The sequence below is a fragment of the Palaeococcus ferrophilus DSM 13482 genome (assembly GCF_000966265.1).
GTDB lineage: Archaea > Methanobacteriota_B > Thermococci > Thermococcales > Thermococcaceae > Palaeococcus > Palaeococcus ferrophilus.
The window spans coordinates 238,743-254,677 of sequence record NZ_LANF01000011.1; the positions used below are offsets into that span (position 1 = coordinate 238,743).

19 protein-coding genes are annotated in these 15,935 nt (G+C 55.7%); 2 read left to right on the top strand and 17 right to left on the bottom strand.

Going from position 1 to position 15,935, the window contains the following annotated elements; translation table 11 throughout:
* From PFER_RS06345 to twy1, 5 genes are all read right to left on the bottom strand, one after another.
* Positions 1-609 carry a class III signal peptide-containing protein gene (locus PFER_RS06345; RefSeq protein ID WP_084593930.1) on the bottom strand — a complete coding sequence of 203 codons (609 nt, stop codon included), beginning with the start codon at positions 607-609 and terminating at the stop codon, positions 1-3.
* Positions 610-642: 33 nt separating this feature from the next.
* Positions 643-1,278 (bottom strand): hypothetical protein, encoded by a 636-nt coding sequence (locus tag PFER_RS06350; RefSeq protein ID WP_048150017.1) that lies wholly within the window; start codon positions 1,276-1,278, stop codon positions 643-645.
* Positions 1,271-2,437 carry an FtsZ/tubulin family protein gene (locus PFER_RS06355; protein ID WP_048150019.1) on the bottom strand — a complete coding sequence of 389 codons (1,167 nt, stop codon included), beginning with the start codon at positions 2,435-2,437 and terminating at the stop codon, positions 1,271-1,273. Before PFER_RS06355 ends, PFER_RS06350 begins: the two co-directional genes overlap by 8 nt.
* A gap of 8 nt (positions 2,438-2,445) precedes the next feature.
* Positions 2,446-4,692, bottom strand: coding sequence for a prenyltransferase/squalene oxidase repeat-containing protein (locus PFER_RS06360; RefSeq protein WP_084593922.1), 2,247 nt, complete (start codon positions 4,690-4,692; stop codon positions 2,446-2,448).
* Positions 4,693-4,776: 84 nt separating this feature from the next.
* Positions 4,777-5,778, bottom strand: a complete 1,002-nt coding sequence (gene twy1 / locus PFER_RS06365; protein WP_048150023.1) for a 4-demethylwyosine synthase TYW1 — start codon at positions 5,776-5,778, stop codon at positions 4,777-4,779.
* Between the two features lie 224 nt (positions 5,779-6,002).
* Between twy1 and PFER_RS12275 the strand changes: the two genes are divergently transcribed.
* Positions 6,003-6,140, top strand: coding sequence for a hypothetical protein (locus tag PFER_RS12275; RefSeq protein WP_170218352.1), 138 nt, complete (start codon positions 6,003-6,005; stop codon positions 6,138-6,140).
* On the opposite strand, the gene PFER_RS06370 is transcribed toward PFER_RS12275, so the two are convergent.
* On the bottom strand, positions 6,125-6,709 hold the full coding sequence (locus PFER_RS06370; protein ID WP_048150025.1) for a HemK2/MTQ2 family protein methyltransferase: 585 nt from the start codon (positions 6,707-6,709) through the stop codon (positions 6,125-6,127). The genes PFER_RS12275 and PFER_RS06370 overlap by 16 nt on opposite strands.
* Before the next feature lie 22 nt (positions 6,710-6,731).
* Entirely contained in the window at positions 6,732-7,253 is a 522-nt protein-coding gene (locus PFER_RS06375) for a flavin reductase family protein (protein WP_048150027.1), read from the bottom strand.
* Positions 7,254-7,543: 290 nt separating this feature from the next.
* On the opposite strand from PFER_RS06375, the gene PFER_RS06380 reads away from it, so the two are divergent.
* A complete protein-coding gene (locus PFER_RS06380) occupies positions 7,544-8,821 on the top strand; it encodes a S8 family peptidase (RefSeq protein WP_052696189.1) in 1,278 nt (425 codons plus the stop codon).
* A 58-nt stretch (positions 8,822-8,879) separates the two neighbouring features.
* Here the strand turns inward: PFER_RS06380 and PFER_RS06385 are convergent, their stop codons facing one another.
* The 10 genes from PFER_RS06385 to PFER_RS06430 form a co-directional block, all read right to left on the bottom strand.
* Positions 8,880-9,056, bottom strand: a complete 177-nt coding sequence (locus PFER_RS06385; protein WP_048150030.1) for a 30S ribosomal protein S27ae — start codon at positions 9,054-9,056, stop codon at positions 8,880-8,882.
* Between the two features lie 4 nt (positions 9,057-9,060).
* A complete protein-coding gene (locus tag PFER_RS06390) occupies positions 9,061-9,360 on the bottom strand; it encodes a 30S ribosomal protein S24e (RefSeq protein ID WP_048150032.1) in 300 nt (99 codons plus the stop codon).
* Positions 9,350-9,889 carry a GTP-dependent dephospho-CoA kinase gene (locus PFER_RS06395; RefSeq protein ID WP_048150035.1) on the bottom strand — a complete coding sequence of 180 codons (540 nt, stop codon included), beginning with the start codon at positions 9,887-9,889 and terminating at the stop codon, positions 9,350-9,352. The genes PFER_RS06390 and PFER_RS06395 overlap by 11 nt, the downstream gene beginning before the upstream one ends.
* A gap of 2 nt (positions 9,890-9,891) precedes the next feature.
* A complete protein-coding gene (gene spt4, locus PFER_RS06400) occupies positions 9,892-10,077 on the bottom strand; it encodes a transcription elongation factor subunit Spt4 (protein ID WP_048150039.1) in 186 nt (61 codons plus the stop codon).
* Positions 10,077-10,643, bottom strand: coding sequence for a DNA-directed RNA polymerase (locus PFER_RS06405; RefSeq protein ID WP_048150041.1), 567 nt, complete (start codon positions 10,641-10,643; stop codon positions 10,077-10,079). Before PFER_RS06405 ends, spt4 begins: the two co-directional genes overlap by 1 nt.
* Before the next feature lie 35 nt (positions 10,644-10,678).
* Positions 10,679-11,215 carry an inorganic diphosphatase gene (locus PFER_RS06410; protein WP_048150044.1) on the bottom strand — a complete coding sequence of 179 codons (537 nt, stop codon included), beginning with the start codon at positions 11,213-11,215 and terminating at the stop codon, positions 10,679-10,681.
* Positions 11,216-11,299: 84 nt separating this feature from the next.
* Positions 11,300-12,220, bottom strand: a complete 921-nt coding sequence (locus PFER_RS06415) for a calcium/sodium antiporter (RefSeq protein ID WP_048150047.1) — start codon at positions 12,218-12,220, stop codon at positions 11,300-11,302.
* Between the two features lie 39 nt (positions 12,221-12,259).
* A complete protein-coding gene (locus tag PFER_RS06420; RefSeq protein WP_048150050.1) occupies positions 12,260-12,766 on the bottom strand; it encodes a TIGR00288 family NYN domain-containing protein in 507 nt (168 codons plus the stop codon).
* A complete protein-coding gene (locus tag PFER_RS06425) occupies positions 12,763-13,275 on the bottom strand; it encodes a TIGR00288 family NYN domain-containing protein (RefSeq protein WP_048150053.1) in 513 nt (170 codons plus the stop codon). The genes PFER_RS06420 and PFER_RS06425 overlap by 4 nt, the downstream gene beginning before the upstream one ends.
* A gap of 52 nt (positions 13,276-13,327) precedes the next feature.
* Positions 13,328-15,925 (bottom strand): ATP-dependent helicase, encoded by a 2,598-nt coding sequence (locus tag PFER_RS06430; protein ID WP_048150055.1) that lies wholly within the window; start codon positions 15,923-15,925, stop codon positions 13,328-13,330.
* Between the last annotated feature and the right edge of the window lie 10 nt (positions 15,926-15,935).

A 15,935-nucleotide genomic window follows, 5' to 3' on the forward strand; every position in this document is an offset into this window, starting at 1 on the left:
TCATCCACCCGGCTTAATGTTTATTCTTATCGTTGCGTTCTGGAAGGTCCAGTTCTCGGGGGCGCTGGGATTCCACTCCACCACTATCGTTATCATAGAGGGCAGCGAGCCGGGGGAAAGCGAGAGTCCGTAGAGCGTGGTGCCGTTTACCGTTATGCTATCCGGAAAGACCGTCGAGTTCGTCGTGATGTCTTTTTTGTAGAGTGCCTCACTCCAGAAGACGTTCCTCCTGGTGGTGTTCGTCTCGTTGAGGTTGAGGGTCGGGTTAGAGGGGTTTATGATATCCACATACGTGCCGTTGAGGTATGAGAGGAATACCACCATGCTGGAATTCGTGCCGTAGGCCTTTTGGAGGGTGCTCTGGTCGTTGAGGTAGCGGAGGTGAAGGTAGGTGGTGGCCTTTGAGCCGGGCCCCTGAGCGTAAACCTGGGAGATGGTGTTGGAGATGGCGTTTGCCATGTGTTTGGCCTCTATACTAACCTGAACCCTCAGGGTATCAACGGATGCAGAGTTCTGGGTGAATGTAACGTTGTTGACCGAATAGACCAGCAGCACAAGGAATATCGCAAACACGAACATGAACTCCAGCGAAACCTGACCTTTCCTCATTCCTCTCACTCCCATACCTAACTCGCCCTCAAATTATTTAACGTTTTCACCGGGAGCTTCCTCCGGGAGGACGTATGCCACGGTGCCCTCCTTTCCCCTCTCAACGCTCACCCCGAAGTAGTCGTAGTTGAACACCTTGAAGCCGTAACTCCTGGGATCGAGGGCGTACTTTTCAACGAGGCCCCGGAGCTCATCAATGAAGAACTGCCCGAGCTGGTAGTAGCGGAAGTCAAGGCCGTTCTTTCCCACGTCCCTCACGAGCAGAAGGAGGGGTATGGAACTCAACCCCACGAGCACCCACGGCTGTCCGTACAGCACGGTCAGTATGAGCGTTACGCCGAAGGTTACGCCCCACAGGGCATAGGCTATCCTGACAAAGGTTCTCAGCTTCTTCATCTCCCCTACCTTGCGCTCCCAGATGTCGAGGAGCGCTGGATTGTAGAAGTCAAACGCCGTGTGCCTCTTTCCCTTGGCAATGCGCTTCCTTATGAGGTCGTCCCAGTCATCGTTGTAATAGATTACCTCCCCCCTGTTCCGGGCGCGCTCGGCATCTATGGAGGAGATTATCCTTATCATGTCCTCTGCGCTTTCGTGGGCTATATGGGAATAGACGGACTTCTCATCGAGGTCGAGGGCCACCTCCACAGAATCCCTGATGCGCTCACTCATCCTCCCGCCTCCTCAAACGCTTAACAACGCCCTCGACGTCCGCATCAGGGAGGGTTTCCACCGTTCTCTCTCCGGGCATTCCGGGATAGACATCATCAAAGTCGGGGAGCCCCTTCAAAAGCTCCCTCTGCTTTACCTCCGCCTCCCTCTTCGCCTGCATGAACGAGGAGGCGTACCTCTTGGCGGTGAGTACTATCTCCTCTATGCTCCTGCTCTCGTAGATGCCGCTGAGCAGGGTAACCACCTCAACCTCCCTCTCCCTCGGGTCGGGGTAGAAGCCCCTAAAAATCTGCTTGCCCCTTATCTTCTCCGTGAGGTAGTTGAGGGCGTCAAAGATTTCGTTCGCCTTCAGAAGCTCCGGCGGGCCGTGGATCGCCACCAGACCGTAGAGGGCGGATTCGATGTTCGCCTCAAGGTAGAGGCCCTCGCTCTCAAAGGACTTGAGGATTAGACGCTCGAGGCTCTTGACGCGGGAGGCATCCTCCTTGGCGTAGCCCACTGTCGCGAAGCTGCCAAAGGCCTTGAGGACGAACTTGAGGTCGCTGCCGTCGAGGGTCTGCTCGCCCGGCACGTCGATCAGCGCCAGGAGGGAAGCTATGCGCTCCACTATGGTGTAGTTTATCTTCTCGTAGGCCTGGGTTATATCGTCACCGCTCTCGCGCAGCTTGTTGTTGTCTATCGCTATTATCGAGTCGGCCACCTTCGAGAGCTTGTCTATGGTTATGGCCGCGTTAATGGTCGGCCTTATGCCCTCCTCCTTCAGAGGGAGCGCTCCTATGGCCACCACGAGTGAATCCGGATACTCCTCCTTGAGGGCCTCCGCGAGGACGGGCGTTCCTCCCGCCCCTGTGCCCCCTCCAAAACCGAAGGTGAGGAAGAATATGTCCACGTCCTCCCGCCCGATTATGGAGTTTATCTTCCTCATCACCATGGGGAGATCGCGCCTCATGGACTCCCTGCCGAGTATGGGGTTGGCGTTGACGCCCTTTCCTCCCGTCAGGCTCTCTCCCACGAGGATTCTGCGCTCTGCCGGAACGTGCTTTAGGTACTCAAGGTCTCCCCTCGAGGTGTTTATGGCAAGAGTCTCAAAGTCAACCAGGGCGAACAGATCAGCTATCTTGGTTCCGCACTGGCCGATTCCAAGTATTAGAGCCCTCATTTATTTAATCACCCCACGATGTCCGCGGTGAGTTCCCTCACCTCTGCAACGCCGTCTCCGTTGTCGTGGAACTGGACGACGATGGCGTCGCCCTTCAGGTACTTTATCAGGCCGGAGTCGAAGAGGGTCCTTACGGCGCTCGAGGTGGCCGGCTCGTAGAGCACGAAGAGGACGTAGCCGTTCTCGTACTTTCCTGGGATGAGGAGTATTGAGTTCTCCGTGTAGTATGCCCTTCCCTCCACGTTGAGCATACCGTTCTCGATTGAGACGCTCAGGTAGGGGTTGTAATCATCGAGGTTGAAGTCGGAGTAGTCCGCGAGGACTATGTAGTTTCCATCCTCAAAGGAGTCGAATGCCTCGACGCTCGCGTTGGCGTCAAAGTAGCGGAGTAAATCGGCGCTAACGGCCTCGGCGTCGGTCTTCCTTCCGTCGGTGTAGACCACTGTGAACTTCTCCTCGCCGAGGAGGCGGGTGACGTCGTACAGGTTTGTCTTGGGTATGAACTTGAAGTTTGAGAGGTAAATCGTGGAGAGGGCCAGGTCCGGGACGCTCTCCTTCCTGGACTCCTCCACCAGTTTGAGGGTGTCGTCGTCGAAGTTGTAGCCGAATTCCTTGAGGAGCTGGGTGACCCTTATGGTCATCTCGAGGCTCTTCACACCCTCGTAGAGCACCACACCGTGGAAGACGTTCTCCTTGATCATGGGCCAGCTGCCGTCCTCGAGCCTCTGGGCGAGGAGCCACTGGACGTGCCCCTCAAGCTCGTTCTTCGTTGATATCGGGAGGAGCGCCTCCAGAACCTCCAGCGTGGTGGGAACGTTTGACGAGAGCATGGACGAGTAGTACTTCGTCCTCACGTAGGTACCCCAGCCGCCGTTGGATATGGAGAGAAGCCAGTTCTTGGCCGCTTTCACGTCCGGGTCGTCAGGACTCACACCGAGCGCCAGGAGGGCTTTGATGGCCAGGGCGGTGTCGAGGGGCTGTGGGCCGAGGAAGCTTCCCCACTCACCGTCCTTCCTCTTCAGGGACTTTATGAGCTCAATCTGCTCGGTCTTCTCCTCCTCGGAGAGCTCTCCAAACTCCGCCAGGGCCAGTATCGTGTATATGTGGGGCGGGTAAATCTGGCCGAGCTCCTTGGAATAGGCGGCATCAACGGGAAGACGACCCTTCATCCATTCAATGCCCCTCTCTATGGACGGGTCGCGGAAGTAGCAGAGCTTGAGGGCCCTGAGGGCATAGTAGGTCGCCTTCTCGTTTGAGGGGAAGCCCTGCGCGTAGCTCCATCCCCCATCTTCGTTCTGGAGGGAGCGGAGCATCTCACACGAGCTCCTGAAGGGGTTCTCCTGGGTCTCGCTTATCTTGTCAGCGCCGACGGAGAGCGCGAGGGTGGCGTAGGCGGAGGCCTCAACGATTTTGGTGTCGGAGTTGAGGAACGTGGGCTCGTCCGCCCAGTAGGTGGGGTCGGTGTGCCTCGCGTCCTCGAGGGATACGAGAATCTTGGCGGTGTCGAAGTTTATGTCCTCGTAGAGGACGACGAGGTAGGTCAGGAAGGCGCGCTCGCTCGGCTTGAGCTCCCCGCCGAGGAGAAGGCCCTTAATCTCGCCAAGCCTCTCGTCAAGATCGCTTGGGATGTACCCCACAGCGTGGTAGGCCATGAGCTTGAGGCCCTCAACCATGTAATCTGGAAAGCCGCCGTAGGAATCCACTCCCTCAACGTACTCAACGCCCGATGGGACAACGTACGACCCCTCGTAACGGTAGCCCATGCTTCCGAGGGCCCAGATCGCCATGACGCTAGGGTAGAAGGCACTCGCGGTTCCGGGCACGTAGCCCCATGCCTCCCCGTTGAAGGCCCCAACGAGGTAGTCAACGCCAGAATCGGCGGCGCTTTCCACGGGCTGGTACATCTCGCTTCCGGAGGGGTAGTGGCTGAGAGTGTAGGAGAGCGCGATTACAGCGTAGGAGGTGCTTATGACGTCGCTGGCCTGACCCTTCGTTCTCCCCCATCCGCCGTCAGGGTTCTGAGAGTCGAGGAGGAAGCCCGTGTAGTCATCTATGTACCCCGAGAGGTCCTCCACGGTTTTGCCCTCCGTGCTGACAAGGGCCATCAGCGCAAGGCTTACGTCCTTAATATCATCAGAAACTCCCTTTGATTCCTTGACAAAGCTGAGTGCATCCTCAAAAACGGGCTTTGCGGCCACGCTCGTGGTGGACACTAAGATAATCGCAATGACCATTAAAGACAGTAACCTCTTCATTTTTGACCCTCCCTAATTCCTATAATTGTACGCTTGCCATAAATAAGTTTTTCCTAACAATTCAAAAAGCAGAAAAAGGGAGGGTCAGTGTTTTATGAAACGGCCGTTTATGCCGGTTCCGTGGCTGTCGACGTCGTCCCTCATTATGAGAACGACCCTGCTGGGCTCGTACTCGTCCTCTATGTGATAGCCCGGAAGGTGCTCCACCAGTTCCTCGGCGAAGGCCTTTATCTCCTCGTGGCGAGGCATGTTGTTGATGGTGAGCCTGTTCCTTGAGAATCCCACGAACATGTAGGCTTTGGCCTCGACGAACATCGGGTTGGCGAGCTTTATCAGTTTGGCGTAGCCCTCTGGATTGTGCATGTTCTCCCCCTTGACGAGCGTGAGCCTTATCACCGTCCTAGTCTGTGCATCGCGCATGAGCTCGAGCGTCTCCTTTATCCTGTCCCAGCCGTCCGGAATCATGGGGACGTTAACGCGGTTGTAGGTCTCGACGTCCGGGGCAGTGAGCGAGACGTAGAGCTGGGTCGGGAGCTTGTCCTCGCGCTTCATCTCCTCAAGCCTCTCCGGAACGGTGCCGTTGGTGACTATGAATGTCGTGAAGCCGCGCTTGTGGAACTCCTCGACGAGGTCTCCCATGTACGGGTAGAGCATCGGCTCGCCGGACAGGCTTATGGCCGCGTGCTTGGGGTTCCACGCCTCCTCGAACTTCTTCATGTTTATACCGGGCATGCCCTTGTAGCCCACTATGAGCTTCCTCTGGGCCTTTATGCTCTCCTCGACTATGAAGGCCGGGTCGTCCCACGGTTCCGGCAGTTCGGTGCCGAGGAAGCCCTCCATGGGTCTCCAGCAGAATATGCAGTTGTGGGTGCACCAGGCAGTGACCGGCGTCATCTGCAGGCAGCGGTGGGAGTGTATGTTGTAGAACTTCTGCTTGTAGCAGAAGCGGTCGTGCTTTATACTCTCCTTGAGCCAGTGACAGAGCTTGACCGAGCTGTGCCTGCCCACGAGAGCGTAATGCTGCTTCCTGAAGAGGTTAGCCATCTCCTCGGGCATGTTCGGGTTGGACTTGAACGTTATCGCCATTAGCCTCACCTAATCTCTCTCTGGATTGAACTCGAAACAGGCTTTTAAAAAGGTGATGGGTCAGATGTGGTCATCAAACTCGGATGTACACTCCCGGATTGAGAAAAAATTCCATCTTTGAGTTTTCGCCATCCCCATACACATAACTGCCCCGGTTTTATCGTCGAAAAATAGTTCGGCAATCGCCAAAAGATTTATATAGCAAAAAGTTCCAATCGCCTCTCATGACCGAGTTAAAACCCACCTTCATGGTCAAAACCAAGGAGCGGGAGTTTGAGATTGACCCCTTCGAGTCAGGGGAGAACGCCGAGAGGGTCAAAGTCCGCTTTGTCCAAGAGGTAAGGCGCTACCACCTCGCGTAGGCGTTTATGAGCACTATTTCCTCGAAGAAGTACCTCTCACGGGCGGCCACCTTAGGGGTTAAACCTGCAGAATCGAGCTTTTCCAGCGTCTCTTCTACACCGGTTATGGAGCTCTGGACTATCTGGACGACTCCCCCGGGTTTTAGATAGTTGGGCACCTCCCCAATGAACCGGTCGAGGACTTCCCTACCCGTTTCACCGCCCACGAGGGCCAGGTCTATGGGCTCCTCAGGTTCACCCGGCAGGTAGGGCGCGTTGAAGGTTATGACGTCGAATTTTCCATCAACCCTCTCGAAGAGGTCGCTAACTCGAAATTCCACGTTACTAATGCCGTTCAGCTTTGCGTTTTCCCTTGCCATCTCCACCGCGATGGGGTTGACATCAACGCCGAGAACGTGGCGGGCCTTCCCCGCCATGAGGAGGGCTATTATTCCCGTCCCCGTCCCCACGTCGAGGGCCACGTCCCCCTCTCTAACCACCAGGTTCCTCGCGAGGAGGAAAGTGTCCTCGGCCGGCTCGTACACCTGGGGGTGGAGCTTTATTTTGAGGCCCTCGTACTCGATGAACATGGAGGGAAATTGGGGAAGGAAGTTAAAGCCTTTCCGATGGTTTGTGGACGCGCTTCTCAAACGTCACAAAGTCCGCCCAGGAGACGTGGGCTAAGAGACCGGCCTCAAGGTTCACGCTATTCGGAGCGAAGACATTTTCATCGTAGGTGTGACCAACCACTTCACCTACGAAGAAAGTGTGGTCGCCGTAGTCCCTCGAGTCAACGACCCTGCACTCGAGGTTGGCGGCGGCCTCCTTTATGCTCGGGACGGAGACCTTCGTTGAGGGGACCAGCGTGACCTCCATCTCATCCAGCTTTGGAGGGCCTCTCCTTGTCCCGGCTATCCAAACGTCGTCGAGCATCTCCAGTGTTGGCACGCTGAGGACAAATTCACCGTACTTCTTGATGAGGCCGTGGGTGTACCTTTTTGGCGAAACCGCAACGCCAACCATGAAGGGCCTGTGGGAAAGCACCGTGACCCAGTCCGCGGCCATTACGTTGGTCTCCTCATCTCTCCCGGAGACAACGAGGTAAGTGCGCATGGGATACATGAGCCTGTACATACCATCACCCATAAACCCTTCGAGGAAGAACGTTAAAAGGGTTGACTCCTGGACGCGCGCCACCAAACTTGCGTTTCGTTGAAAAACCTTTTCATAACATAAGGTTCGCATTTTGGTGACAATTGTTCAAAAATATTCGCCTATATCCCGTCATTATGCAGTATAATTCCCGGATATTTTGGAAATATACCAAAATTGTGTGGGGCATACTGTCGGTTTTTTACACGTGTTCACGGAAACCCTTATTAACGACCTTCATCACTTTATACATAGAAAGGGGGTGTTTGTAAATGAGAAAGTACATTGCAGTGGCGCTGGCCATCGCGATGTTCGCAGGGCTTTTTGTGGTTCCCACCATGGCCGAGAGGCCCGAGATGGTCAGGGTCGTGGTTCACATAGACAGATCCAGCTTTAATCCCGCGGGGGTTTTGAACCTCGGGGGGCACGTCGTGTACCAGTTCCGCCTGATTGACGCCGCCGTGGTTGAGGTTCCCTCCACCGCCGTAGGGAGGCTCAAGAGGCTGCCCGGCGTTGAGAAAGTCGAGTTCGACCATCAGGCAGTTATCCTCAAGGGCAAGCCTTCGGGGGCTGGGAAGCCCAAGCCAAGCCAGCCACCCCAAGAGGTTCCATGGGGAATAGAGCGCGTTAAGGCTCCAAGTGTGTGGAGCACAACCGATGGATCAAGCAACGGGGTCATCCAGGTTGCAATCCTCGACACTGGAATAGACTACGACCACCCGGACCTCGCCGCCAACCTCGCCTGGGGTGTGAGCACGCTTAGGGGTAGGGTTTCTACCAAACCGAAGGACTACAGAGACCAGAACGGTCACGGAACCCACGTGGCGGGAACAATAGCGGCCCTCAACAACGACATCGGAGTTGTCGGCGTCGCTCCTGGAGTCCAGATTTACGCGATTAGGGTTCTCGACGCGAGCGGAAGGGGTTCGTACAGTGACATAGCCATAGGAATTGAGCAGGCCATCCTCGGCCCGGACGGAGTTGCAGACAAGGATGGAGATGGAATAATAGCGGGCGATCCCGACGATGACGCGGCAGAGGTAATAAGCATGTCCCTCGGAGGCTCCGCCGACGACAGCTACCTCCACGATATGATAATCCAAGCCTACAACGCTGGAATAGTCATCGTAGCCGCCAGCGGCAACGAGGGTGCCTCAAGCCCGAGCTACCCTGCCGCTTACCCGGAGGTTATTGCCGTCGGCGCGAGTGACATCAACGACAACATCGCGAGCTTCAGCAACCGCCAGCCTGAGGTCAGCGCCCCGGGCGTTGACGTTCTCAGCACCTACCCGGACGACACTTACAAGACTCTCAGCGGAACGAGCATGGCCACACCTCACGTGAGCGGCGTCGTGGCACTAATACAAGCGGCTCACTTCAACAAGTACGGCACGATCCTTCCGGTTGGAACCTTTGACGACATGAGCAAGAACACCGTGAGGGGAATCCTCCACATCACGGCTGACGACCTTGGAAGCCCAGGATGGGATGTAGACTACGGCTACGGTATTGTGAGGGCAGACCTCGCCGTCCAGGCCGCGCTCGGATGAAAGCCCTTCTTTTAACCTTTTTTAGAAAAGAGACCTTGAGGAAAGGAAAAAGAGGGATTCACTTCTTCTTCCACTCGGTGTAGCCGCAGCGGCCGCAGCTCCAGCGGTCCTTGTGCTCGGCCATGAAAACTCCGGGACCGCAGCGCGGGCAGAACTTCTTCTTCCTCTCGACCTTATCGCCGCTGACGGCGTAGTACTTCCACTTCTGGGAGGTCTTCTTTCCACCCTTGGCCATACCATCACTCCTCCTGCTCCTCGCTTATGAAACCCTCTCTCCTGAGGACGTACTCGGGTTCAACCTCGAGCATCCTCTCCCTTGTCTCATAGACCTTGGCGTAGCCCTTGCTGACCCTGCTACCGAAGTTGCTCCTAATGTACTGTATGACGGTGGTGCCGGCGTTGAGGTCGAGCATGGCAACGAGCTTGCCCTTAACCTCCTGCCTGCTGGGAGTAGGCTCTCCCTCGTGCTCCACCTCGAAGTATATCTCGGTCCTGCCGAGCAGGGGGTTCTCCTTCTTCTCGATAATCCTAATTTCCATCGTAAACCACCTCCATTCTCCTGAGCATTTTCGCGAACTTAAGCTTTGTTTCAGGGGTTACCTTTATAAGCACTATGCCCTCGCGGGGCTGCCCGTAGACCACGAGCGCTCCCTCGGGAGCGTAGACGACGGCGGGGATGGCGGCCAAATCCTCCTCACCGCACACCTTTATGTGAACCCGCCTCCCGCGCCCGATGAGCTCAACGGCCTTTCTCATGGCCCTGAGGAGCGCGCCCGTTATCGTGGCGGGTGGATTGTTAACGGTAATTATTACCGCGTCCTCATCAACCTCTGGGGAATACCCCCTTCTCTCCGTCTTGTAGTCGTACAGGGCAAGGTGGGGCTTAATCCCGAGCTTTATAATGTTTTCCGTGACAACGTCCCCCACCGTTATGAGGCAGGGTGATGATTCAAACGCCTCTCGCGATTCCAGATACGGCAGAGGGATCTCCCCTTTAACCAGCCTACCCAGGGGAGCTTTAAGCTCCTCTCGCATCTCAACGGGAAGTTTAAAGTAAAACTCCTTCATGCTCATCTGACCCTTATGGCGTACTTGCCCTCGTACTTAGCTTGCAGAGTCTGGGCTATCCTTGACTCCTCGGGGTTCAGGATTATGACGAGGTCGAACCACTCGTCGCTGAGGTCCCTGCTGCCGCACTTGGGGCACTGCTCCTCGCGCGTGAGGTAGTGGCAGTGGCGGCACGCTTTGAGGGCCATCACGCCTCACCTTCCTTCTCCTTCCTCTTCTGCTTCGCTATCCAATCGGGCTTTCCAAGGCCCGGCTGGCGCATCGTCAGGCCAACCTTGTTCTCCCTCACTATCTTGCTCTTTACGCTGACTGCTATAATCCTCGCCCTGACCTCGTCGCCGAGCTGGAGTATCTGGTGGCTCTCCTTACCCACGAACTGCTTGTTCTTCTCGTCGAAAACGACGTAGTCGTCCATGAGCTGGCTTATGTGGACCAGACCGTCGAGGGGCCCTATCCTTATGAAGGCACCGTACTGAGTTACGTCAACGACCTCTCCCTCGACGACCTCGTGGAGCTCGGGGCTCCAGACGAGGACATCAAAGACGGCCTCGTGGTACGTTGCCCCGTCCCCGGGGACGATTACGCCCTCGCTGAGCTCCCTGACATCGAGAACGCTGAGCACGACGCCCTCGTCCCTATCGTAGATGCCCTCGTAGGCCAGCTTAAGCTCCTCCCTGGCGGCCTCCTTCGGATCGAGGGTGAACTTCGAGGGCGGAATCCTCACGACGTCCTTAACAGTGATGAGTCTGTACATGCCTTAACCTCCGAAAGTTATGAAAAGGAAAGAGATCACTCCTTCTTGCCAAACTTCTCCTTGTAGAGCTCGATGGCGCGAAGTATCTCCTTCTTGGCCTCTTCGGCGTTACCCCATCCCTCAACGGTGGTGGTCTTGCCCTGGAGCTCCTTGTATCTCTGGAAGAAGTGGGCTATCTCGTCGAGGAAGGCCTTGGGGATGTCGTCAATGTCCTTCCAGTCCTTGAAGTACGGGTCTTCGGCCGGAACGGCTATGACCTTCCAGTCCTTGTCTCCGCTGTCTTCCATCTTCATTATCCCGAGGGGCCTCGCCTCGATTATGGTGAGCGGGTAAACCGGCTCGCGCATGATGACCATGATGTCAAAGGGGTCTCCGTCGTCGTACCAGGTCTGCGGGATTATACCGTAGTCAACCGGGTAGAAGAACGGGCTGTAAAGGACCCTATCGAGCTTGAGAAGGCCCGTCTTCTTGTCAATCTCGTACTTGTTCCTGCTTCCCTTTGGAATCTCTATGAGTGCGTTAACAACCTCCGGGACTTCCGGTCCTGGCTCCAACTCGTGGAACGGGTTCATTTATATCACCTCACTGGCTTTTTAAAAACGGAGAATATAAAGTTAACCCACACCAAAGTTCAGGGGGGACTTTTTAAGCTTTGCTCATCCTCCCGGAAAGGCGCGGTAGAGGAAGTATGCGTAGAGGAGAAGGAGCACCACTCCCGTTTTTCTCCCGACCCTGTTGTTGAGCCGCAGGGAAACGGTTAGGAGGAGCATTACGAGCAGCGTAAGGGGCATTACGAAGGTTTTGTATGCGGCAGAAATGGGGATGGGCGCTATGAGGGCAGATACACCAAGAACCATGAGTATGTCCAGGATGTTGGCCCCTATAACGTTCCCAACGCTTATGTTCGGTATCTTCTTGAGGGTCGCCGTCAGGGAGTTGGCGAGCTCCGGGAGGGAGGTTCCTATGGCCACGAGGGTGAGCGCGATAACGGTCTCGGAAACCCCCAGGGTTCTGGCTATGATCACGGCGCTGTTGACGACGAGCTTGGCTCCTGCCACCACCACGAGGCCGCTGAGGAACATCACGACAGCTTCCCTCTTGGGGTTGCCCCCACTCTCCGGAACCTCCTCGAGTGTCATGTGCTTTTTGTAGAGGTAGTAGAGGAAACCGAGGTATATGGCTATGAGAACTCCCCCATCGAGCCTCGAAAGGGTTCCATCCATCATGAGAAGCCACGCGAGAAGTGTAACCGCGACCATGAAGGTGGAGTTTCTCCACGCGACCTCGTCAACGTTGAGGGGCATTATGAGGGAGCACAGGCCAAGAATGAGGGCTATGTTGGCTATGGCGCTACCGACACCGTTTCCAAGGGCCATATCCGGCCTACCGCTGAAAGCGGCCGTGGCGGAGACCGTGACCTCCGGAAGGGTGGTGGCCACGCTCGCAAGAACTAGAGCTATGAGGAACTCGCTAACGCCGAAACCTTTAGCCACGCGCGAGGCCGACTCCACAAAGGTGTCGCTCCCCTTGATGAGAAGGGCAAGGCCGATTATGAACGTCAGTACTACCACGAGCACCCCGATCCCCGGGATAAATAAGGGGGACGGTTTAAAAGGTTAACCTTCTTCCCCCTGGGGAATGCCTTCCATCTTTATGACGTAGTCAGCTGCATTTTGAAGGGCCACAGAAAAGCCGGGCTCGATGCCAACGACGACCACTTCCTTCCCAACGCGCTTCGCCTCGTTTACTATGGGGAGGAAATCCGCGTCACGCGTGGCCAGGGCTATGACCTCCATGTCGGAGGTGTATATAAGCTCCATTGCCTCTATGGCAACCCTAACGTCTGTATCGCCCGCCACTATGATTGGTTCAAAGCCCTGGTTCACTATGGCCTCTATGAGGCCCTGCGGGGCATACTGGTTCAGAACAACCTTGGCGATCCTCAGTCTCCCCACCTTCTCTATAGCCGCCTTCACATCCTCGAGCTTGAGGCCGAACTCCTTGCGGAGGATGTTTGGACCGTCCACTATGAGGCCCACCTTCTTCTCGGGTATCCTTTCCTCCCTCTCCTCGCCTGTTCTCTCCTCTCCCCTACGGAATATCCTGAACAGGGTCTTTTTCATCCTCTACCCCCCTGCTGAGGCGTTAGGAGTATTACGTAGTCGGCGCTGTGCTTGAGGGCGGAGCTGAAGCCCGGCTCAACCCCTATCACCACCGTTTCCTTTCCCTTCTCCTTGGCCTTCGTTATTAGGGGGAGGAACTCCGCGTTTCTGGTGGCGATGGCTATGACGTCTATGTGGGGGTTGTATATCTCCCTCATGGCCTCCACGACGAGTTTTACCCCCGTCTCGCCGGGAACTATGATCGGCTCAAAGCCCTGGTTGGCAACCGCCTCTATGAGGCCCTGCGGGGCATACTGGTTCAAAACAACCTTGGCCACCCTTATGTTGCCTATCTTCTCAAGCGCCTCCACTATGTCCTCCAGCTTCACGCCGAACTCCTTGCGTAGAATGTTTGGGCCGTCTATCAGGAGCGCAATCTTCTTACCGCGGCTCATACGCCGCTTAATCGTCGCAATGCTCTTAACTCCCTCTTTGGTTATCGCCATAATCCTTTCCCAGTTGCTGGGCATCGGCATCACCGCCGTTATCTCATAGAATTCTGAGTGAAAATATAAAAAGCTTTCAGTTCGCAGGGGTTTTTCCACCTATCATGGCCATTATCTTCCTGTGAAGGCGTTTTATCATCTCCCTCCTGTCCTCCATGAGGACAACGTCGCTCGAACCTATCGCCTCGAGGTTGAAGGAGAAGGGGCTCGGCAGCTCGTTCCTCTCGAAGACGACCTTGATCTTCCCGTTCCTCACCCAGCCCAGGAAGAGTTCGGCCTTTTCAACGTCCATCTTGTCCTCAATTATCTCGCGGTAAACTTCCCTGAGGAGCGGAAAGTCAGGGTAGTGCTCCTTGAGGACCCGGAGCAGAGTCACCGCCATTACCTGCTGCCTTCCAAGGCGCTTGCTCCTGCCGACGTACCTCCTAAGTATGAGCAGACCGCGGTTGGCGACGTGTCTGAAGCGCCTCTTAAGCAGTTCGGTGTTGTCCAGGGCCCTAATGAGAAGCGCTCGGAAGTCTTCTATCTCGAAGAGATCCCCAATCTCGGCCTCGCTCAGCCTCGCCTCCTTCGGAACCCTTAAGAGGAAGCCGTTGTCGTTTATGGCGACACCGACATTTACCCCTTTCCAGCGGCCAACGGCGTAGGCGAATGCCCTGCTGAGGGCGTCGTTGGCTCTCCTTCCGATCAGCGTGTGGAAGAAGTACTCGTAGGCATTCTCCTTCTCGACCTCCTCCACCAGAAGGGTCCCGTCGTCTGGAACCGTCGAATACCTCGCCTGCTCTCGGAAGTAAGCTATTATCGCCTTTGCTGCCCTCTCGTCTATTCCGTACTTTCTCATCACTCTCCTAACGGCATCCCTTCTGTTGAGAATGCCCTTCACCTCTCTCCTGAAACTCTGTATGTCGAGGGCCAAATCAAAGCTCAGGGGCAGCATCTCGGAGAACCATGCCGGAATGGTGGGCTTCGCTCCCTCTCTCGGAATTACATAAATCCTGTTGCCCCTGCTCTTCATGAACTCGTAGGTTCTGCCGGCGAGGACAAAGACGTCACCGGGCATGAGCCTCTCGGCGAACTCCTCCTCAACGGTTCCTATAAGGTTCTTGTCCATGGTATAGACTCTTATCTTCGCCTCGTCTGGGATAGTGCCAACGTTCATGTAGTAGATTACCCTCGTCATCCTGCCCCTTTTGCCAAACCTGCCGTCCTCAAGCCATATCTTGGCGTAGACTTTTCTGTCCTCAAGACCTTCGTAGCCGCCGGAGAGGTACTTCAGGACGCTCATGAAGTCTTCGAAGGGAAGCTCGTGGAATGGGTATGCCCTTCTAACCAGGCGGTAGGCCTCCTCGACCTCCCAGACCCTGTTGATGGCCATTCCAAGGATGTGCTGAACGAGGACATCTAAAGGGTTCTTCGGGATTTTAACCCTATCTAGCCTCCTGTTTCTTGCGTTGTGCGCTAAAACCGTAACCTCAACGAGGTCGTCCCTGTCGAGGGCTATGATGACGCCCTTGCTCACATCGTGGAGCCTGTGACCGGCCCTACCTATGCGCTGAAGGGCCCGGTTAACGCTCTTCGGCGATCCGATGAGAATCACAAGATCAATTGTACCGATGTCAATTCCAAGTTCAAGGGATGTTGAGCTGACAACACAAAGAAGTTCTCCCCTCTTCAGCTTCTCCTCGACATCTAAACGGACCTCTCTCGACAAGGAAGAGTGGTGGGCCTCTATCAGGCCCTCAAACTCTGGAAAACGCTTCTTAAGGTTGAAGGCCACCCTTTCGGCACCGCTTCTCGTGTTGGTGAAGATGAGCGTCGTCCGGTGCCCCCTTATCAGCTCCGCAAGGCGGTTGTAGAGAGCATTACTCAGAGTTCCGGCGTCAGTGTAGATTAAATCCTCCACAACGCTCTCGACCCTTATCTCCGTCTCCTTCGCGAAGGAGACATCAACTATGAGGCCAGGCCTTGGGGTTCCGTCGTCTTTGAAGCCGAAGACGAACTTGGCAACCTCTTCAAGCGGATGAATGGTAGCGCTCAGGCCGATCCTGACGAACTCGTTCTCGGCCATCTCCTGGAGCCTTTCTATGCTCAGCGCGAGGTGGGAACCGCGCTTGTTTTCCGCCAGCGCGTGAACCTCGTCAATGATAACGTACTTCACAGTCTTCAGCCTCTCGCTGAATTTGGGGGCGTTTAAGGCAATGGCAAGGCTCTCCGGAGTGGTTATGAGTATGTGAGGCGGCTTCTTCACCATCTTGCTCTTCTGGTAGCTTGAGGTGTCGCTCGTCCTTATCCCGACTCTTATCTCTGGCAGATCGTAGCCGAGCTCCTTGGCAACCTCCTTTATCTCAGCCAGCGGGCCCTCGAGGTTCCTCTTGATGTCGTTGTTCAAGGCTCTAAGCGGTGAGACGTAGAGAACGTAGATTTTATCCTCAAGCTTTCCCTCCTTTCCGAAGAGAATCAGCTCGTTTATGGCGGAGAGAAAAGCCGAGAGAGTCTTTCCGGAGCCGGTAGGAGAGGAGATGAGGACGTTCTCGCCCCTGTGGATTTCGAGAACGGCGTAGCGCTGGGGCGGGGTGAAGGTTCCAAACTTCCGCTTAAACCACTCCCTAACAGGATCGCTCAAAATGGAGAATATTTCCTCATCGCTGTACTCCCTCTCGGCCTGCCGTATCATAGTTGAACCC